Origin of the sequence: Peribacillus sp. ACCC06369, assembly GCF_030348945.1 — a bacterium.
GTDB lineage: Bacteria > Bacillota > Bacilli > Bacillales > DSM-1321 > Peribacillus.
This window is the reverse complement of the sequence record NZ_JAUCEN010000002.1, coordinates 1,024,484-1,044,535: the sequence shown is the minus strand read 5'-3', so window position 1 is coordinate 1,044,535 and position 20,052 is coordinate 1,024,484. Positions and strand designations below refer to the sequence as shown.

20 protein-coding genes and 1 pseudogene are annotated in these 20,052 nt (G+C 38.2%); 11 read left to right on the top strand and 10 right to left on the bottom strand.

Annotated elements, in window-relative coordinates; all coding sequences use genetic code 11:
• The first annotated feature begins 9 nt into the window (after positions 1–9).
• The gene (gene uraH / locus QUF78_RS05905) at positions 10–369 is read left to right on the top strand and encodes a hydroxyisourate hydrolase (protein ID WP_289323946.1); all 360 of its coding nucleotides are present in this window, start codon (positions 10–12) and stop codon (positions 367–369) included.
• A gap of 347 nt (positions 370–716) precedes the next feature.
• Here uraH and QUF78_RS05900 read toward each other — a convergent pair whose 3' ends face one another.
• From QUF78_RS05900 to QUF78_RS05885, 4 genes are all read right to left on the bottom strand, one after another.
• Positions 717–1,613: a carbon-nitrogen hydrolase gene (locus QUF78_RS05900; RefSeq protein ID WP_289323945.1), complete on the bottom strand. Its 897-nt coding sequence runs from the start codon at positions 1,611–1,613 to the stop codon at positions 717–719.
• Positions 1,614–1,646: 33 nt separating this feature from the next.
• A complete protein-coding gene (locus tag QUF78_RS05895; protein WP_289323944.1) occupies positions 1,647–3,272 on the bottom strand; it encodes an amidohydrolase in 1,626 nt (541 codons plus the stop codon).
• A gap of 27 nt (positions 3,273–3,299) precedes the next feature.
• On the bottom strand, positions 3,300–4,655 hold the full coding sequence (locus QUF78_RS05890; RefSeq protein ID WP_289323943.1) for an APC family permease: 1,356 nt from the start codon (positions 4,653–4,655) through the stop codon (positions 3,300–3,302).
• 255 nt (positions 4,656–4,910) lie between these two features.
• Positions 4,911–5,273, bottom strand: a complete 363-nt coding sequence (locus QUF78_RS05885; RefSeq protein ID WP_289323942.1) for a group I truncated hemoglobin — start codon at positions 5,271–5,273, stop codon at positions 4,911–4,913.
• A 448-nt stretch (positions 5,274–5,721) separates the two neighbouring features.
• Here QUF78_RS05885 and QUF78_RS05880 point away from each other — a divergent pair, with 448 nt between their 5' ends.
• Positions 5,722–6,468: an ABC transporter ATP-binding protein gene (locus QUF78_RS05880; RefSeq protein WP_289323941.1), complete on the top strand. Its 747-nt coding sequence runs from the start codon at positions 5,722–5,724 to the stop codon at positions 6,466–6,468.
• 529 nt (positions 6,469–6,997) lie between these two features.
• Positions 6,998–7,210 (top strand): hypothetical protein, encoded by a 213-nt coding sequence (locus tag QUF78_RS05875; protein ID WP_289323940.1) that lies wholly within the window; start codon positions 6,998–7,000, stop codon positions 7,208–7,210.
• Between the two features lie 390 nt (positions 7,211–7,600).
• Here the strand turns inward: QUF78_RS05875 and QUF78_RS05870 are convergent, their stop codons facing one another.
• Positions 7,601–7,738: a hypothetical protein gene (locus tag QUF78_RS05870; protein ID WP_289323939.1), complete on the bottom strand. Its 138-nt coding sequence runs from the start codon at positions 7,736–7,738 to the stop codon at positions 7,601–7,603.
• Positions 7,739–8,254: 516 nt separating this feature from the next.
• Between QUF78_RS05870 and QUF78_RS05865 the strand changes: the two genes are divergently transcribed.
• Positions 8,255–9,127: a DMT family transporter gene (locus tag QUF78_RS05865; protein ID WP_289323938.1), complete on the top strand. Its 873-nt coding sequence runs from the start codon at positions 8,255–8,257 to the stop codon at positions 9,125–9,127.
• 328 nt (positions 9,128–9,455) lie between these two features.
• Here QUF78_RS05865 and QUF78_RS05860 read toward each other — a convergent pair.
• Positions 9,456–9,845, bottom strand: a pseudogene (locus QUF78_RS05860) (gamma-glutamyltransferase); the annotation flags it as partial.
• Between the two features lie 311 nt (positions 9,846–10,156).
• Here QUF78_RS05860 and chrB point away from each other — a divergent pair.
• From chrB to QUF78_RS05845, 3 genes are all read left to right on the top strand, one after another.
• Entirely contained in the window at positions 10,157–10,744 is a 588-nt protein-coding gene (gene chrB, locus QUF78_RS05855) for a chromate efflux transporter ChrB (RefSeq protein ID WP_289323937.1), read from the top strand.
• A complete protein-coding gene (gene chrA, locus QUF78_RS05850; protein ID WP_289317692.1) occupies positions 10,744–11,295 on the top strand; it encodes a chromate efflux transporter ChrA in 552 nt (183 codons plus the stop codon). Before chrB ends, chrA begins: the two co-directional genes overlap by 1 nt.
• Positions 11,296–11,599: 304 nt before the next feature.
• The gene (locus QUF78_RS05845) at positions 11,600–12,958 is read left to right on the top strand and encodes an IS1182 family transposase (RefSeq protein ID WP_289323635.1); all 1,359 of its coding nucleotides are present in this window, start codon (positions 11,600–11,602) and stop codon (positions 12,956–12,958) included.
• A gap of 140 nt (positions 12,959–13,098) precedes the next feature.
• On the opposite strand, the gene chrS is transcribed toward QUF78_RS05845, so the two are convergent.
• The 3 genes from chrS to QUF78_RS05830 form a co-directional block, all read right to left on the bottom strand.
• On the bottom strand, positions 13,099–13,575 hold the full coding sequence (chrS, locus tag QUF78_RS05840; protein ID WP_034315019.1) for a chromate efflux transcriptional regulator ChrS: 477 nt from the start codon (positions 13,573–13,575) through the stop codon (positions 13,099–13,101).
• 181 nt (positions 13,576–13,756) lie between these two features.
• Positions 13,757–14,491, bottom strand: coding sequence for a hypothetical protein (locus tag QUF78_RS05835; RefSeq protein WP_289323936.1), 735 nt, complete (start codon positions 14,489–14,491; stop codon positions 13,757–13,759).
• Positions 14,488–15,222, bottom strand: a complete 735-nt coding sequence (locus tag QUF78_RS05830) for a hypothetical protein (RefSeq protein ID WP_289323935.1) — start codon at positions 15,220–15,222, stop codon at positions 14,488–14,490. The genes QUF78_RS05835 and QUF78_RS05830 overlap by 4 nt, the downstream gene beginning before the upstream one ends.
• Positions 15,223–15,859: 637 nt before the next feature.
• On the opposite strand from QUF78_RS05830, the gene QUF78_RS05825 reads away from it, so the two are divergent.
• The 4 genes from QUF78_RS05825 to QUF78_RS05810 all read left to right on the top strand — a co-directional run bounded on the left by QUF78_RS05825 (position 15,860) and on the right by QUF78_RS05810 (position 19,507).
• The gene (locus tag QUF78_RS05825) at positions 15,860–17,164 is read left to right on the top strand and encodes a sensor histidine kinase (RefSeq protein WP_289323934.1); all 1,305 of its coding nucleotides are present in this window, start codon (positions 15,860–15,862) and stop codon (positions 17,162–17,164) included.
• Positions 17,142–17,816, top strand: a complete 675-nt coding sequence (locus QUF78_RS05820) for a response regulator transcription factor (protein ID WP_289323933.1) — start codon at positions 17,142–17,144, stop codon at positions 17,814–17,816. Before QUF78_RS05825 ends, QUF78_RS05820 begins: the two co-directional genes overlap by 23 nt.
• A gap of 1 nt (position 17,817) precedes the next feature.
• Positions 17,818–18,369: a TVP38/TMEM64 family protein gene (locus tag QUF78_RS05815; RefSeq protein ID WP_289323932.1), complete on the top strand. Its 552-nt coding sequence runs from the start codon at positions 17,818–17,820 to the stop codon at positions 18,367–18,369.
• 358 nt (positions 18,370–18,727) lie between these two features.
• Positions 18,728–19,507 carry a SurA N-terminal domain-containing protein gene (locus QUF78_RS05810; protein ID WP_289323931.1) on the top strand — a complete coding sequence of 260 codons (780 nt, stop codon included), beginning with the start codon at positions 18,728–18,730 and terminating at the stop codon, positions 19,505–19,507.
• Between the two features lie 102 nt (positions 19,508–19,609).
• Here QUF78_RS05810 and arsC read toward each other — a convergent pair whose 3' ends face one another.
• On the bottom strand, positions 19,610–20,029 hold the full coding sequence (arsC, locus tag QUF78_RS05805; protein WP_289317703.1) for an arsenate reductase (thioredoxin): 420 nt from the start codon (positions 20,027–20,029) through the stop codon (positions 19,610–19,612).
• Between the last annotated feature and the right edge of the window lie 23 nt (positions 20,030–20,052).

Below are 20,052 nucleotides of genomic sequence, written 5' to 3'. Positions count from 1 at the left end.
GGAGTATATATGCCTGGTATAACAACACATATATTGGATTTAATGCATGGCCAGCCAGCCGAAAACGTGACGATTGAATTATACTTTTCCGAATCATCCACCGCTAGCTGGCAGCTGCTCCAGTCAGCTGTCACAAATCCAGACGGGAGGCTCGATGTCCCGCTGCTGAAAGCAGATAACACCAAAACGGGAAACTACGAAATCGTTTTTCATATCGGGGATTACTTCCGGAATAAATCCATCGAACTCCCTGATCCGCCCTTTTTGGACCTGGTTCCCGTCCGATTCGGACTATCTTCCCCATCCTCTCATTATCATGTGCCCTTGCTCGTTTCCCCATGGGGCTATCAAGTATATCGTGGAAGTTAAAGAAACTGCCGGAGAAGATTCCCTCCTTCTCCGGCAGTTTCTTGTTTGATTGATTATAGTCAGGACCGTTCCACTATTAATCCGAGTAATAAAGATCTATTATAGATTGCGATATCTGGGATACTTCAAGAATAGAGTTTTGAAACGTAGATGCTAGGTATCTCCTCAAGCGGAACCGCAAGAAGATCACGGTCGAGGACAACGATATCAGCAAGCTTCCCTACCTAATTCACGCTCCCCGAATGTACCAATGGCCAAGCCGCCAGTATAAGCTTATAATGCTTCGGCAAGGGCGTTCCGTTCATGTTGATGCCATACTACTTTTTTTCCACTGCAGTTGATTCTCATTACTGCACGATAATCCTTTGTTTGTTTTTTGAAGGGGGTGGGGTTGGGAGTATTTCCTTTTGTAATATAGGGTCGTATGTATCGACACGACGGTCTCTAAAGAATTGTAGAATGTTTCTAGTCTTTTCTATTTCTTTTAAATCAATCTCTTTTACAATAATTCCTTCTTCATCATCAAGTGAAGCTAAAATATTCCCTAATGTATCGCTAATGAATGAACCACCGTAAAAATTCATGTCTTTTTCCTGGCCTACTCGATTTGTTGCAGCAACGAATACACCATTAGAAATGCCATGAGCAGAAATTGCCTTTTCCCAGGATGGTCTTGTTGATATCTCAGGATGATCTGGCTCTGAACCTATGGCAGAAGGATAGAATAATATCTCCGCACCTTGTAAGCTCAAAATTCGGGCAACTTCTGGAAACCACTCGTCCCAACAAATCCCGACACCTATTTTTCCATAAGCAGTTTCATAGACAGGATACCCGGTATTGCCTGGAACGAAATAATATTTTTCATGATACTGGGGACCATCCGGAATATGATTTTTTCTTGTAATCCCTAAACATTCTCCATCTGCATCAAATACAGCTGCACTATTAAAATAAATACCAGCACCTGCTCTTTCGTAAAAAGGAACAATCAAGACGATTCCTAATTCCTTTGCTAATTCACCCATTTCGGATAATGCACCGCTATCTACATCTTCAGCTAAATCATAATTTTCCACACTAACATTTTGTGGAAAATATTGCGAAGAAAATAATTCTTGTAAGCAAACGATTTGCGCACCTTTATTTACTGTTTCTTTTATTTTCTCTATCGTTTTTTGAATATTTTCCTCAATGAATTCCCCGCAATGAATTTGAATAAGACCAACTTTTACTTTTGACATTTTCTCACTACCTGACTTTTTTATTTTTTTATCTTATACAGTTGGGACGACCTGGTTTTCATATACAACCTTTCCATCCATAATCGTCATCTTCACTTCAGTTTCAAGAATTTCCTCTGTTGATATGCTAAATAAATTTTTATTCAATACTGCGATATCCGCTATCTTTCCTGCTTCCAATGTACCTAATTCTTTTTCTCTAAAAGATCCGTATGCCGGTGTAGCCGTGTAGTATTTTAATGCTTGTGCTAAAGTAACTCCTTCCGACTCCTGCCACGCCTTCCCGGTTAAATCTTTTCTGGTGATTGCCTGATAAATACCCATCATAGGATTTAGGGGTACTACTGGAAAATCTGTACCAAAGGCAATTTCAGCACCAGTATCTTCTATTGTTTTGATAGGATAATAGAGAGGTTGTTGTTTTTCACTAATTCTAGCTGTATAAGCCTCACTTTCCATTAATTCAATATGTTTGGGTTGAAAGGAAGCGATTACACCTAATTCCTTAAAGCGATGGACATCGTTTGGATGCAATACCTCCACATGTTCAATGACATGTCTGGCATCTCTTTCTCCATTTACGTTTCTTGCTTCTTCAAATGCATCCAATGCTAAGCGGACAGCACCGTTACCAATAGCATGGAAACGAATTTGGAATTTTTCCTTATCTGCCTTTTTTACTAATTGTTTAATTGTTTCAGATGGATAAGTGGTTCCACCTTTTGTTTCAGGACGGTCTTTGTAATGATCCAATAAAAAAGCAGTATGACTTGTCACAACACCATCTATAAATTGTTTTAATCCAGAAAAGGTAAGCTTGTCTGACTGATAATTTTTTTGTAATACCTTCGCGACAGCTAAATCCATTTTTAACTCCGGAGAAAAGTGAATTCTAGTTGTAAGTAACCCTTCTCTATCAAATTCCTTAAAAATTTCAAGATCGTCTAATGGGTTTGGCGCAATTTTAGCTCCGTATAAATCATTAACGGATGTGATTCCCAATCTTTTTGTTTCATCGAGAAAACCTTGGAATAGTTTTACACGTTTTTCTTTCGGTAATTTATATGCATGTTCCGATGCATACCCAATAGCCTGTTCAAAAAGAAGGCCTGTCAGTTCCCCATTTTCATCTTTTCCAATTTCTCCATATTCCGGGTCTGGGGTATCCTTCGTTAATTGAATCATTTCTATTGCTTTACTATTGATCCATGCGTAATGCACTTCTGCATTGAATAATAAAACGGGACGATCAAAAATATATTTATCTAATGTTGTTCTATGTGGTAGCACTTTCTTTTTCCAATTGGTATGATCCCAGCCAATACCAAATATCCACTCATCATTTGGTCTTGTTTCTGCAAATTCACCTACTAGTTTAGCTACCTCTTCTTCTGAAGTAGCATCAAATAATTTGGCACTATCCTTCTGTAAAATGCTTCCCATCATTATGTGCATATGAAAATCATGAAATCCCGGAATAATTAGTCCCTCTTCCATGTCATACACCTTAGTTCGATCCCCAATGAATGACCATATTTCTTCTTTAGGACCGATCTCAACAATTTTATTATCTTTAATAGCGATAGCTGCTTTTATTGGCTCATCTTGTAGCCCAGTAAAAACTTGTTGACCAGAAAGAATGATGTCTGCCTTTATCATTTTTGTCCTCCTTGATAAATCTAGCTTTTATGCTTGAATTTCATTTTCCTTCGCACTTTCAATAGAAAGCTCTGGTGGCCGTTCACTAAACATTTTCGTATTGGAAAGGAGCATGATGAAACCTATTCCAAACCATCCTAGTCCGAGTAAAAGTGCCTTTGAATCAAGACTAGTCCATAACCAAATTGTGAAACTGGTTCCAATCAGAGGCAATATTAGGTATTTTAGTTTGTTAATTCCGTTTCGCTGTTTCTCCCTAATAAAATAATGAGAAATAACCGAAAGATTAACAAATGTAAATGCAACGAGTGCTCCAAAGTTAATAAAGGATGATGCTGTCACTAAATCAACAAATAAAGCAGATAAAGCAAAAATTCCCACTAAGATAATGTTGTGTGTTGGAGTTTGAAATTTTGGATGAATATGACCAAATATTTTCTTAGGAAGAACTCCATCTCTTCCCATCGCATACAAAAGTCGCGATACACTTGCGTGAGCTGATAAACCAGATGCTAGCCCCCCTGTAATGTATCCTGCTAGAAAAATAGATTGAAATAAATTACCCCCGATGTATATAGCAATTTCTAAGGCAGCAGAATCTGGATCTTTAAAGGATTGGAAATTTGGGTAAACAAGGTGACTGATGTATGAGATGGCGATAAACAGACCTCCTCCTATTAATGCTACGAGGAAAATTGCCTTTGGTATTATTTTTTTAGGATTAATGGTCTCCTCTGAAAATGTAGTGACAGCATCAAATCCTAAAAAAGATAAACATAAAATAGAGGATCCTGCTAATACTAAGGATAGTGGTATATCTCCATTCACAAATGGAGAACCCATAAATAATGTCCCTGAACCCATTCCGTTTAGTAACCCTTTAATTGAGAGGAATGTAAATATAACTATTATTAAGAACTGACAGGCAACTAATAAAAGATTTATCTTTGTTGCTATTTTCACTCCGATTATATTTACAGTGGTGATTAAAATTACAAAACCAATTAACCAGACGGAAAAAGGAACGGATGGAAAATATGCGTTTAAGTAAATAGCGATTAGTAATCCATTAATCATTGGCAAAAATAAATAGTCTAATAGTATAACCCAGCCTACTAAGAATCCAATATGAGGATTAAGAGCCTTTTGAGTAAATGTATATGCAGAACCGGCAACAGGATAGGCCTTAACCATTTGACCATAACTATAGGCTGTAAACAACATACCAACTAAAGCTATAATATAAGCGGCAGGTACCATCCCTTTCGTTATTTCCGCAACAACCCCATAAGTAGAAAAAACTGTTGTAGGTGCCATATAAGCCAATCCAAATAGCACTAAAGGAAATACTGTTAACGAACGTCTTAATTTTGCATTCTCCATGTATCACTCCACCCTTAATCGTACTTAATTAACTTATATGCAAATATCATACCAAGTGAGGGATGATTATTTAGAGCTTGAATTAAAGTCATCTTCCCAATAATTACAATATATAGAATCTTCAATAAATTGATAGTTTTATGCAATTTTACATCAATTATTTAAGATTGCATAATTAGTCGTTAAAGAAGGGTTCCATAAGAAAAGGAGCTGCCAAAGCAACTCCTGGTAAAGCACCTGTTAATTCAATATCAGTTATTTATACAAAATATCATCTCTTAGTGAAGCAACTTTAGTTAAAGCTGTATCTATGTCAGCTTCATTCACTCCAAAATGAGCAAGTGCATCGCTAAGATGATTTACAATAGCATTAAAATGGGATGGTTGCAGATCCATTCCTTGGTGAGCTTTTGCCATGGATTGTCCAGAATATTGTTTTGGGCCACCTAATGCAAAACTTATAAACTTTGTCTGATGACCGCGTTGTTTTTCCATATCCGTTTTTTCAAAAAAATGATTAACTGTATCATCCTTAAGAACCAACTCAGAGTAAAAATAGTCCACAACTTTTGCAATCGCTTCTTCTCCGCCAACTTTTTCATAAAGTGTTTGTTCCATATATACACTCCTACTTTTTAATTAATAGAAGTATTCTCTGCAGAAAATTTGTTTTTATTCCTTATCTATTATTTAATCCCTTTAATCGAAAAAAGCACCTTATGTAACTATGTCTATTAAAATCGATAAGAAAAAGTCTGCCATAGCAACTCCTTTAATGAAGTAAAGCGCCTGTCAGTCATTAGGAAAAGCCTATTCTAATTAAACGTGCCCTATTGTTGGAGTTGAACTCGGTTATCCATTTATCCCTCATCTATTTCAGCTTGTTGCTACCAAGATGTTGAGAATGCATAATTGATTTGGGGAATTCTTTATTACATTCACTGTTCATTACTTATTTTACATATTCAAAGTGGAATGTGACAAAATTGTAATCTAACTTCCTGTTACATCTATGGTGGAGAATAGGATGAATTTTATAGTATGTAACATGAGGAGGGGATTTACGTTGAAAAAAGTATTACAAACTAAAAACTTATCTAAATCCTATGGAAAGACACAGGTTTTAAAGAATATTGATCTGACAATAACTTCGGGTGAATTCACAGCTATTATGGGGCCTTCTGGTTCAGGAAAAACAACACTGATGAATGTGCTATCGACGATTGATAAATTTTCTGGCGGGGAGGTCTGGCTTGAAGAACAGGCGCTGTTAGATTTAAACAAAAAGGCATTACGTACATTTCGCCAAGAACGAATGGGTTTCATCTTTCAAGATTACAACTTGCTTGATACTTTAACGATCAAAGAAAACATTCTTCTGCCCCTTTCATTAAGGAAATTTTCTATAGATGAGATGGAAAGACTGCTGAGACCAGTCATTCAGGCATTGAATATTGAAGAAGTTCAGGATAAATACCCTACGGAAGTTTCTGGTGGTCAGAAACAAAGGGCATCATCTGCACGTGCCATCATTACAAATCCTGCGATTGTCTTTGCAGATGAACCTACAGGTGCGCTTGATTCCAGTTCAGCAACACAATTATTGGAACAGTTAGCTACCTTAAATGTAACCTTTCAAACAACTATCCTTATGATTACGCACGATTCGTATGCAGCAAGCTTCTGTAAACGAGTTATCTTCTTGCTTGATGGAGGAATCGTAAACGAGCTTTATAAAGGTGACCAAAGTCAAAGTGACTTCTTTGATCGAATCCTTCACATCCAGAGTGCCATGGGAGGGATTCAAAGGTGAACTTACTGAATATGAATGATAATTGAAGATGATGAAAAGATTAGAAAAATAGTGGCTGATACACTAACGAAGTGGAAATATGAAGTTAATTTTAAACATAACAATCTCCTATTCATGGACAGAATCGATAAAGGTTTAACCTGCGTTTTAGCATCTAATACTAATTATTCCAAACTCCTGCCTTTTGTACAATACGTCACTCAAGAATATGGCCCAATTAAGCAACTATAGAGACGAAGTGAAACAAAGCCCTCCTACAAAATTCCCCTTTCGGCAACTTTATTTTGAGACGCTGGAATTCCCATAGCCATTACGATTTATTCAAATCCCCATGCTTTGGAAATGACAGGAAAAGTCATTATACTTTTATCAGGTAATTTATACCAAAAAATAATTGTGTCCGGATACTATATTCGCTTCGCTCTCCCAAAATCAAGAGCTAATCACCAACTGTATTTAATATTTATAAAAAAACAAAGTATAAGAATGTAATAGAGTGGATAAACTAATAAAAAAGGAGTGGGAGATTATGGAGACTAAAACTAAAGAAGGAACGAAAGAAATGTGGAGCGAAATTCATGATTGTATAAATCGAGTAATTGATGAAAAACATGATTTATCTTTTCAAAAGAAGAGCAATGATAATTATATGAATCTATATATTCAAACAGCCGTTTTACACACCTTATTTGAACTTTCAAATGAATTCAGGAAAATTGAAAGGAAATATACCAAATTGTGATATTTCTAGAAAGGCATGTACCAACTTTGACTATTATTGTGGATTAGGATAAAAAAAACTCCCTAAGAGCCTATTAATACCAAAGTAATATCCAATCTTTCCTAGTCCACGTTTTCTTTCCAACACTAAACATTACTATATAATATCGATCATTTCCGATACCACATTTGACCAAGTTCCATTTGTTCTTTGCCTTCCCTACAAATAACCTCTTTATTATTCCAACTGAAAATCCACTTTTGAAAAATGTTTTTTGCAATACTAATTAAAAATAAACTCTTCATACACATGACAAAACCCCACCTGTTATTAACAACTGGTGGGGTTTCTATTTGCCTTCTACATCTACATCAACCGGGAGGTCCATCTTGTGTAATCACGCCCTTTCATTTAAACAGCTAATTTACTGTATTCATCCAACTGATCTTTGGTTAAATTTTTGATGAAGTGATCGATATTTATCGACTCCATTCCATACCTTTCACAAATCTTTAAATAACTTTCATAAGCTTTATCATAAGTGTTCATCATCTTGCTCCCCTTTCTGTTATATAACAATTAATTTAACTTAAAATCAATATATAACAGAGTTATTCCCATGTCAATGTAATTTTCTGAAAATTTAGAAATAACTCATATTACCTTTAGTATTACCCCAATTGTTCTTCGCTAACCGTAACACTTAACAAAAAAGAGACTGACACAAATTTAATTGGATAATTGGCCTTCAATAGCGAAGATGGTATTTTTCACATAATTAAAGTGACAATAAAACATTTTTTTGTTTATTTAAATGAGTATGTAGTTATTGCTTACTGATTTTTGAATCGAATGATTAGTAGAATCTCGGAACTGTTTTTTTACACAATTAACTAAAACCATTGTATGATATGATAAAATAAATATTTTGAAAGTGAGCTGAAAGCTTATGATGTGGTCACCGCTATTCGAAAATGATGTACCTGCAGTCATTCTTCCTTAACGGTAGAAAACTTGCAACTCCGTTAAGGACTGGAAAGATCTAGTTAAAACGGAGGGTACAAAATGAAAAACACTTTATTAGGTTCTTTATATTTATCACTCGCTGCTAGCATTTGGGGCGGAATGTACGTGGTGGTAAAAGTTGTGGTAGACGTTGTTCCACCACTTGAATTAGTTTTATTACGATATGTAATTGCGATTTTAGCATTGCTAACCATTGGTTTAATAACAAAACAATCTTGGCGGATTGAAAAACGGGACTGGCTATTAATTCTCATTATGGGACTTGTTGGAAACACAATCTCCATCGTAACCCAGGAAGTCGGTACGCTACTTTCTACTGCACAAATGGGAGCCATCATTACTTCAACTACACCTGCATTTATGGTGATATTTGCACGTATCATTTTAAAAGAAAAGATTACTTTTAAAAAATCAATTTCGGTTATTTTAGCGACAATCGGTGTCGGTATCATTGTCGGAAATGCCCATATCGGTTCATCTCACCAACTTGGGGGCGTATCACTGCTTATTGCTGCATTAACTTGGGCACTTATGTCAGTTCTAATTAAACGTGTACCTGGGCAATATTCACAACTGGTTGTAACTACCTATGCTGTGCTTGTGGCAATTGTCTTTTTAACACCTTTTACAATTAGTCGATTGGATGAGCTCGATTTCCAAGCAATAATGCATCCATCCATATGGGGCGGCCTTTTATACTTAGGCGTTATTTCGACAGCATGTGCCTTTTTACTGTGGAATCGCGGACTGCAAATGCTTACCGCTTCAAGTGGTGGATTATTTTTCTTTTTACAACCTATAGTCGGTACGTTTTTAGGCTGGTTATTACTAGGTGAGCAAATCGGCTTGTCTTTTTGGATAGGTACAATATTAATTTTTATTGGTGTGTTAATAGTCATTCGGGAAGAATAACCGTAATAAAAACGTTGAATGGTGTTTTATATTAAAAAGTACCCTATAGAGACTTTTAAAAAAGTCTGCCTATAGGGTACTTTTTTAGAAAGGGGGATTAAGGGAAAGATATTTACAGAGAAATAATTAAGGTGCTATCAGATAACAGAAATGAGGTATCTTCTTTAGTATGCAAAATGTGTTCTTAATTCTTTTATTTTATATCTGAAGAAGGGACAATATAGCTCCCAATTTTATATTAGATAGGTTCGTATTAATTATTTATACGTTTTTGGGAGTGTCATTTCCTTAATTTATTCCCATTTATGTTATTAAGAAGGGGGAATCTTCAAGAACAGACCGCCCCACCGTCCCCACGGGAATCGCCCCCGCCTTTGAGGAAGTTATGCTCATCAATCCGAATGGCTTGTGCATGGCCCATCACCCCATCGAATTCTTCTACCCACTTCGACATGATGTCCCCTTGCCTTTAGTTCCTCTATCGCAACCTTTTTGACACGGCTTTCTAATTTTAACGACTCACTATCTTGACCCCAGGTTCTTCCCCAGACGAATCACGGTTCATTGATTGCCGCTTGTGGGTCCATTCGTAATCTATCATCCTGGTAATGATCACAGTCTGTGTTTGCGGCTGGCCTTCCCCACCCTGAGTACCATATAAAATGCTCTGTTTTCCATCTTTGCAGGCTATTGCTCGCATCAATGTATGGAACGTGCGCCCACCATACTTTTCGTTCCAATTATCGATTGGGTCATAAATCTACTCCTTGTTAATTATTTGATTTTTCAAAAATAATGATGATTGTATTATAACTTGTATGTTTTTCTTACGTAATCCAAATTTCATTCCTCAAAACAAAAAGTTGTTTTTTCATCACTTTTATAAGCCTATTTTATTTAAAAATACCAATTATTCGTTCATTACGTAATAATCATTAAAATTTTATATACATTTTGAAAGAATTTTTGTTATCATTAATTCATAATCATGGAAATGAATTCTAAATTTAAAACAAAGGAGGAATCGTTTTGAAAAATCCATATACGGAATTAACGGTTGGGATGATGAGAACGGGGATTTTAGGTTTCGGCGGCGGGCCATCAGTCATCCCGCTCATCCGCCACGAAGCCGTTTCCCGTTATCACTGGCTCGACGATGATGAATTCGGGGACACTTTAGCGATCGCCAATACACTCCCAGGACCGATTGCCACTAAGATGGCAGCATATCTTGGTTATAAATTAAAAGGCTGGCCGGGAGCCCTCGTAAGTGTGGCCGCTCACGTTTTACCTTCATGCTTTGCGATGGTTTTCTTAATTGCGTTCATTAATGTTTTAAGTAATTCAGCAATGATCAGCAATATGATCGCTGCTGTCATGCCAGTTGTTGCCGTCATGCTTGGCCAAATGGCTTACGAGTTTGGCGAAAAGGCGGTAAAAGGTTTAGGGAAGGTGCTCGGAATCATCTTTTTTGCGATTTCCTTTTTGCTTCTGCAGGTCATTTCCCTGCATCCGGGTATCGTCATAATGATTTTCCTTTTATATGGGGCGTTCCATTTTAAATTAAAAGATAGATTGAAAAATAAAAAGGTTGATAGGAAGGAGGAATCCGCTTAATGGGTCTTATAATCCCAATTGGAGTCGCTGTTTTTCTAGCGTTTTTCATAGCCAATATCCTTGGTTACGGCGGAGGCCCAGCCTCGATTCCGCTTATGTATGATCAAATCGTCACCCGGTACGGTTGGCTTGATAATACCGAGTTTTCACAAATGCTTGCGTTAGGGAATTCACTCCCAGGGCCGATCGCCACCAAAATAGCCGCATATGTCGGATATGATGTATATGGGTGGCCAGGATTTTTAGCTGCATTGGCGGGCACCGTCATCCCTTCAGCAGTGGCTTTGATATATTTATTAAAAATCCTGCGAAAATACAAGCAATCGCCTATCGTAAAAGGCATGTCCCTGCTTGTGCAGCCCGTGATTGCGATCATGATGTTATTGCTCACTTGGAATATGGCCGCTGATGCCGTCGGTTCCATCGGCTACATCCATTCAATCGTCATCGCTGGTTTGGCATTCTTGGCTTTAGGTAAATTCAAGATTCACCCCGCATTCGTAATCATTCTTGCTTTTGCGTATGGCGGCTTTATCATCCCACTCACATAATAAAAAAAAATCCCCCTATATAGGGGGATTCAGACTGTAGACAAACTCGATGAAAATCGAGTTTGTCTATTTTTTATGAGTTGTACAATTTGGCCGTTGATTTTCCACTCCAGGCACTCGCTTTCCGCGGGCGGTCGGGGAGCCTCCTCGGCTTTCGCCTGCGGGGTCTCCCCTAGACGCGCTTTTCCCGCAGGAGTCTCGTACCTTCCGTTCCAATCAACTTTGTCTTACCTTTTAGATAAACACTTTTGCCTGGAGTCATTTTTGTTTTAAAATAGAAGTATTAAAACTTGAGGTGATGAGGATGCTTTCTAAACATGATTCTATTCAGCGAGATCAACTTGAAATGATTACGTTAGATCAACTGGTGCCACTGAACCATTTGGTTCGTAAAATGGAGGCTGCCATTGACTTCACTTTCATTTATGACTTGGTGAAAGAGATGTATTCAGAGGTAGGACGCCCAAGTATTGATCCAGTTATTTTAGTTAAACTGACATTCATTCAATATACCTTCGGTATTCGTTCCATGCGTAAAACGATTGAAGAAGTTGAAACCAATATGGCTTACCGTTGGTTCTTAGGCTATGGTTTCCATGATAAAGTACCTCATTTCTCTACGTTCGGGAAAAATTATGAGCGACGCTTTAAAGATACAGACCTGTTTGAACAGATTTTCTATCGCATTTTAATGACAGCTGCTAATAAAAAGTTAATAAGTGCTGAACACGTTTTCGTGGATTCCACACATGTGAAAGCCAGTGCGAATAAAAGGAAATTTGAAAAGAAAATCGTTCGTAAAGAAACACGAGCGTATCAAGGGCGTCTTCAAGAAGAAATCAATCAAGATCGTGAAAAACATGGAAAGAAGCCTTTTCCATCAGATAAATTTGATAAAGAAGAGACCAAAGAGATTAAAGAAAGTACAACGGATTCTGAGAGTGGCTACTATGTGAAAGATGAACGAACAAAACAGTTTGCCTATTCATTCCATGCGGCCGCAGACCGCAACGGTTTTGTATTGGGAACGATTGTAACACCTGGAAATATACATGACAGTCAGATCTTAGAGCCACTAGTTGAACAAGTGATTGAGAAAGTTGGAAAACCGGAAGCCGTTGCCGCAGATGCAGCTTATAAAACACCAGCGATTACAAGCTACCTATTTAACAAAGAAATCATACCGGCTTTACCTTATACACGTCCTCGCACCAAAGAAGGATTTTTCCGCAAACAGGACTATGTATACGATGAACATTTTGATTGTTACCTTTGTCCTTCGGGAGAGCTATTAAAGTACTCAACAACCAATAAAGAGGGCTATCGCGAGTATAAATCACCCAAACACACTTGTGCGACATGCTCATTTTTATCTCAGTGTACAGAAAGCAAAGACCATCAAAAAGTGGTGACACGGCATATTTGGCAAACACATGTGGAAGAAGCAGATCATCTGCGTCATCATCAAGATGTAAAAACTATATATGCGAAACGTAAAGAAACGATTGAGCGTGTATTCGCAGATGCAAAAGAAAAGCATGGTATGCGTTGGACAACTTTAAGGGGACTTAAAAAATTGTCGATGCAGGCGATGCTTACTTTCGCTGCCATTAATTTAAAGAAGATGGCCAATTGGACATGGCGAGGTCCAAAAATGGCCTAACATAGTGGGCTCGTAGAGCCCCAATCTCCTAACTTCAGGCAAAAATTCAAAGGGAATCTCAAAAAGGGGTTCGGAATTTTTTAATTCCGAACCCCTTTTGTCTACAAACTGAATCCCCCTATATAGGGGGATTTTTTCATTTAAAGCTTCATGCCCATCCGGCTTTTATAACGTTTAATGAGAATTTGGCAATCAACGCTGACAACACCTACTACCGCATATAGCTTCTCATTGAGAAAGCGTTCCATCTCCTGATTATCAGTAAAGATTCCGTGCATATGGAGTTTACTCGGACCAGTCATATGATATAAGCTCGTTACAGCCGGTTCACTTTCTAATTGCTGGGCGACCGATTCCAAATATTTAGGCTCAACCTCAACGTTAAAAAAAGCCGAGACATGGATGCCGACCTTAGCTGGATTTATGACCGCAGTGAATCTCTCGATCACGCCGTTTTCAACAAGATGATTAATTCTCATTTGAACCGCAACTCTGGAGAGTTCCACTTTCTTCGCTAAGTCGGTATACGAAATTCGCGCATCTTCATGTAAAACCGATATGATTTTCTTATCGATCTCATCAACTTTCAAGCTGGGAATCTTAAAGTCCTCTGCCATCCTATGTAACTCCTTTTCGATTTCTTAATTCCATTATCGCAGAGAACACCACCGGATCACAACATTCTTCCTTTTCACTTTCAAATTTACCCTCCAAGAAACGGCAGAATTTAAGCAATACCCAAACAAAATAAACCGATTGAGTAATGAATGAAGGCCTTCAAGTTTTGACAGCCCCTTTTCAATAAGCCCCCTCCAACTCTTCCTCTTGCACAGTAACCAGGAAAGGAACATCCACGAAATTATATCCAGTCGTATAGCTATTTCCGTTAAAGGAGTGCTCAGGGATTATCTCCTCCCCTTCTTTATCATGAAAATTAGTGACCAACCGTATCGGGTCGTTAAAATCAGGGAAGTCATTCTGTCCATCTTCTGCCTGTAGTTTTACATACTGTTTCATAAGTTCCCGCCAATTGTCAGGAAACCTCTCGACTCCGTACGTTTTCCCCTTAAGCGCAATGCTGTGCATCATTTCTATACCTGGTTGATATGTGGCTATTCCATCCGATACCAAAAAATCCCTATCACCCTTCATAAAAACCCCGATTTCGGATACGTCATCTTTTGGATTCATATTCCACATGATCAATGATTTTTCTTCTCCATTCCAAACCTGTGGCTGACCGCCCATGTTCACGGAAGCAGCTTTCCATTTGTTACCCTTCCAGACCCAAAAGCTCATCCCATATCCACTTTCTTCGCTGATAAAGGGGACAAACACATGTGTATCATCTAAAAAGATTTTATTCTGAATGGACTTTGGTTGTGCTTCAGGGAAGATTGAGTTTATTCGTTTAATGATTTGCTTTTCCGATAGAAAGGGTTCCGGCTCTTTTTGGAATAGTACAAATAAAAGAATACCTCCTATCAAGATGGCAGCTGTAATTAAAACACTCATTTTTGCTTTTTTAGTCATTCTTCCAACACACCTCCGGTTAAAATGGACTCTTCTAACCTGAAGTAGACCTGGTGCCCCTTATTTGGTGTAATCAGCAGACCCTTGCCATCTTCTTCAATGAAAATGAGTGTTTCAAGACCACTTCCTTTTTTAGGAACTGACCCTGTCAGAATATAAGGGAACGTTTCTTTATACCCGCTCTCTTCATTGATCCCATAATACCAAGATTCGCTCTCGATCTTTTTTTGTTTCATCTTGTTCATTTGTCTTTGCAGTTCTTCTTTATTCAAAGTGACTTCTTTGGAATTCGAATGGGTCGCTATCAGCGAAGCCTTGTTAACGTCCATCATATATGTAGTTGTTTCAGACTTAGGATATATAATTCCATCCAGAGGCATGGCTAAAAGTGAAGCTGTCAAAAAGATGAAATTCGATAGGAATCCGAGCCAGGCAAATCGACGGAATCGCTGCCACCGCCCTTCATTTCCTTTCCTTCTCAATAACCATGATAAAAGAGCCACCCCTAAAGGGACAATGGGTACACTAACAACCTCATCTGATAGATTAAAAGAAAAATTAAAAGCGATCATTCCAAGTACCAAGACAACTGAAGCCTTCCATACCTTAGGTGAATCCTCTTGTCTTCTATAAATAATGGCAAAAGCTATCGCAATCAGCATGTAACTTAATGCTATAAAAATTAAAGAGGGTGCATGCATATATTTTTCTGCATCAAACAATCCATTCATTCTATCTAATACTCTCCTTTTAACCGACTTTACCCTATATATATATGAATCTTCCTAGAATTCCATATATCCCCTTCTTTGTAATTAAAGGGCACAAATTAGTATTTATCAGACTTCAATCCCCCTCCTTATTCGGAAATTGAAGGTGGGGGTTTTACAGCCTGTTTAAAGTAGGATAAAAGTTTATGAGTATCCAATGGACCCTTCCTCAATCCCTTGTTTGTAAAGTTTTCGCGATACTTTTATATTCCTCGTCATTGAGAATGCCCATTTTTTTGAATAATGCAGAATAAGCCATTATTTTTTTTTGGGTACGGTTTGTACAATTCATATGGATCAGCTCCTTTTTACATAGTATTCATTTGCGACAAAATGTTTCCTGCGAGCAAACATTTTGTATAGACTAAAATAAAAAAACTGCCCATTCTTGCAACCAGTCATCATTCGGATTATCGTTGTTTAAGAAGATGCGACGGAATTGAAAAAAAACTGCATACTTTCTACATACTTTTTCGCTATACTGACTCCATTGAATAAGAAGGTGAATATTTTGAAAATCTCCTTTAAGCTGGGACTGTGTATATTTGTTTGCATTTTTTTGATGGAAACCGTTTCCATGGTTTACTTACATAATAAAGTGATCCACTCCCGTATCAATCAAGAATTGGAATCACTGAAGGCCCGGGGTAATAGTCATCGTGATGTGTTGGAAATCACTTATTCTGACTCAACTCTTCAGCATATCGCCCTGATGGAATCACATACCGATACAGATGTCGTGATAACGAATAGAAGAGGAGATATCCTGATATCTTCCGAAAAGGTTAATGGGGGAATGAAAAAAATTTTAGGAAAAAATCTCTCACCGTTATCCCGAAAAGGTCTGATCATCCAATCAAGTTGGAAGGATGAAAGGTATATAGCCACCGTTACACCATTTATCAGTGATAAAGAAAATGAAGGCTATGTATACATGTTCAAAGATACCAGGGATGTTGAAGATTTAATCGCTCAATTGAATAGGCATTTCCTCTTTGCAACTGTAATGCTCCTTTTCTTCATGCTTATCACCATTTATTTCTTATCAAAAGCTTTGACTAGACCGCTTATTGCGATGAAAGAAGCGACCACCAAACTTAGCAAAGGGAATTTTTCAGTGGCTGTACCAGTACGATCACAAGATGAACTTGGGGAACTTGCCCAATCCATTCAAAGCTTGGCTAATGAATTGAACTATTTAAAGAAGGAACGCAATGAATTTTTGGCAAGTATCTCTCATGAACTGCGCACGCCGCTAACTTATATCAAGGGATACGCTGATATAGCCCGCCGGAAAGATTTGAATGCGTACGAAAGATCACGATACTTGGAGATCATCCATGATGAATCCCAACGATTAAACAGATTATTGGACGAACTATTCAATATGGCTAGAATGGATGTACATACATTCACCATATCAAAAGAAACCATTCAGCTCTCTTCATTCCTGCAAACCATTCATGAAAAAGTGCTACCAGCTTTTACAAATGAAAAAATTCAATTGAATCTGGAATGTAAGGATCATTTATTTATAGATTTAGATCCCACACGGTTTGAGCAAGTTATTCTTAACCTGCTGGATAATTCACTGAAGTACTCGAACGAACATACAGTCACCGCCATCAAAGCCACTGAATCACCTGACGGAATCTCGATCTCCATAATCGATCAAGGGGTGGGCATTCCAAGTGAAGATATCCCGCATATCTTTGATCGTTTATATCGTGTCGAGAAATCACGGGCTAGAGATACCGGTGGATTCGGATTGGGGCTGTCCATCGTCAGGCAATTAGTGGAGGTTCAAGGAGGAACCATTTCAGTTAAAAGCAAGTTGGAGCAAGGAACGTGCTTCACTATCACATTTAAGGAGATAAAAAATGAAGACAGTAGTTCTGGTTGATGATGAACAGAGAATGCTTGATCTTATAGAGCTATACCTTATACCTCACGGGTTTACATGCATAAAGATGAATTCCGGAAATGATGCCATACAGTTCTTAGAGCATAAACAAGCTGACATGGTCCTTCTTGATGTAATGATGCCTGAGATGGATGGGTGGGAAACGTGCGAAAGGATCCGGGCGTTTTCCAATATTCCCATAATCATGCTCACCGCACGGGATGCTGCAGAAGAAATGGTCAAAGGGCTGAAAAAGGGCGCCGACGATTATGTAACGAAACCCTTTAATGAAGATGTTTTACTAGCCAGAATCGAAGCGGTGACGCGGCGAATACATAATCATCAAGGTGTGATCTTTAGGGGGATAAAATTAAATGAATCCGCTTATGAAGCGCATTATGATTCCAATACCATCCCATTAACCCCAAAAGAGTTTTCCATGTTGTGCCTGTTTTTAAAATCACCAGATCAAGTGTATTCCAGAGATCACCTGCTTTCGACCATATGGGGATTTAAAACGGATACGGAAGATCGGACAATCGATTCCCATATTCGAAATATTAGAGAGAAATTGCGTCATGCCGGTTTTCCAGTTGATCAACATTTGAAAACGGTATGGGGCATCGGATATAAATGGAGTTCTGTGGGTTGATATGAATTTCATTTCTGAGGCATTAGCATCCAGCGGACCTTTTTCCATTGCTATAAGTTTAGTATTGAACATATTGATTAGCGTGCTTGGTTTTATTCCAAGCGTATTCATCACGGCTGCCAATATCACCGTATTTGGATTTGAAAAGGGATTGACTCTTTCTTACTTGGGGGAAATTGCAGGAGCAGTGGTCAGCTTTTGGTTATATCGAAAGGGCATTCAAACATTCAAACCCAAATTCATGAGGAACCGATGGGTCATGCAGCTGCAAAAGTCACAAGGGTTTCATGCATTTTGGATGATCCTGATGCTTAGGCTCCTTCCTTTTATACCATCCGGCGTGATTAACCTTACAGCAGCATTAAGCAAGACGGGCTTGATGATATTCTTCTTCGCCACATCCATCGGAAAACTGCCTGCCCTCCTTGTCGAGGCCTATTCGGTGACACAAGTATTGAAGGCATCAGACGATGTGAGGATTGTTTTGGTGCTGTTGATTCTGGTAATTGCAGTCATTTATTACTTTAAAAGAAACAAGAAAAAAGGAATGTAGAAAAAAAAGGCTTCTTTATTAAACTCGGCAGATACGACCTAAAAGAAAGTTAATTTGATATTACCTTGAAGGAATCCCCCGAGTCAGCAATACGGTGGAAAACAATCAACACGGCCTGGCCGCTATCGGAAATTCCTCTCTTCGCTATTTAATCTATAACGATTAGAGCTTTAACACGATTAACGAAGGGTAAATTGGTTCATTTCCACGAATGCTTCACCTATATAATGAGATAATGCCTATACTATCTTCCTGTTTTCTGGAAAAAAAGAATGAATATATTGTGTTTCTATGGGACATTCCTTTATAATGCGCATTAGATGATTTTTTTAGCACCGAATAAGAGAGGAGACTGAATATGAAGAAACTATTGTACCCAATCGTTATTGGATTATTGGCAGTTGTTCTAACAGCTTGTGGTTCGAACGATGAAGCTGATAAAAAAAATGACGAAAAAGAAACTAAAACAACTGAGGAGAAAGAAACGGCTAAAGCAACTGAGGAACAGCAAAAAAAGATGGAAGAAATGCAGAAGGAACTGGATAAACAAAAGGTAGATGAAAAGAAAACGGTGGCCATCGTCAATGACGAAAAAATTTCAGGTGCGGAATATAATACAGTGTTGTCCACGACACAAATGCAAATGCAGCAATTCGGACAAGACCCAACATCCAAAGAGGGAGCCAAACAAATTAAAGAGCAAACGCTCAACTCTTTAGTGGGACAAACATTGCTGCTTCAAGCTGCTGATAAAAAGGGCTACACAGCCACCAAGGCTGAAATCGAAAAGCAACTTGCCGAAATCAAAGACGAATATGAAAGTGAAGAGAAATTCAAGGAAGCGATGAAACAAGCAGGTCTGAATTCGGAAATGTTGAATACTCAGATTGCAGAGAATATTCCATATACTAAGTACGTTGAAAAAGAGATTAAAGTGGAAGAAGCAACTGATGAAGAAATTCAAAAGTACTACGACCAGGTTGCGGAGCAAGCTAAAACAAGCGGGCAACCGGTACAGAAACTCGAAGAAATGAAGCCGCAAATCAAGAAACAACTAGAGCAGCAAAAGAAACAAGAAAAGCTTGTGAAACATGTGGAAGAACTTCAGAAAAATGCTAAGGTCGATATTAAGATTTAATGCATTTAAGAGCTGCCAAAATTGGCAGCTCTTTCTTAATGGTCTTTGGTTCGCCTACTAACTAAAACACAATCATTTACTTATACCACGGCTTTACATTTTTTATACGCCCGTTTTAGAGTAACGTTCGATTCTTTCTCCTATTTCATCACGAACACGTTGGAAGGTAGCCCATTTTTCTTCATCTGTTCCTTCCGCTTTTGCCGGGTCATCAAAGCCCCAGTGTTCGCGTTTAACATGCGGTGGTGTCATTGGACATTTGTCTGCCGCATCGCCACATAACGTAACGACAAAATCGGCATTATTCAATATGTCAGGGTCGATGATATCCGATGTTTGATTGGAGATGTCCAATCCAACTTCATTCATTGCTTGTACAGCTTTTGGATTTAACCCATGTGCTTCGATTCCTGCACTAAGCACTTGCCATTCGTCACCTAAATATTTCTTCCCCCAAGCCTCCGCCATTTGGCTTCTGCAAGAGTTACCAGTACATAAGAAGTATAATGTTTTTTTAGCCATGCTGTTTCTCCTTCATGAATAAT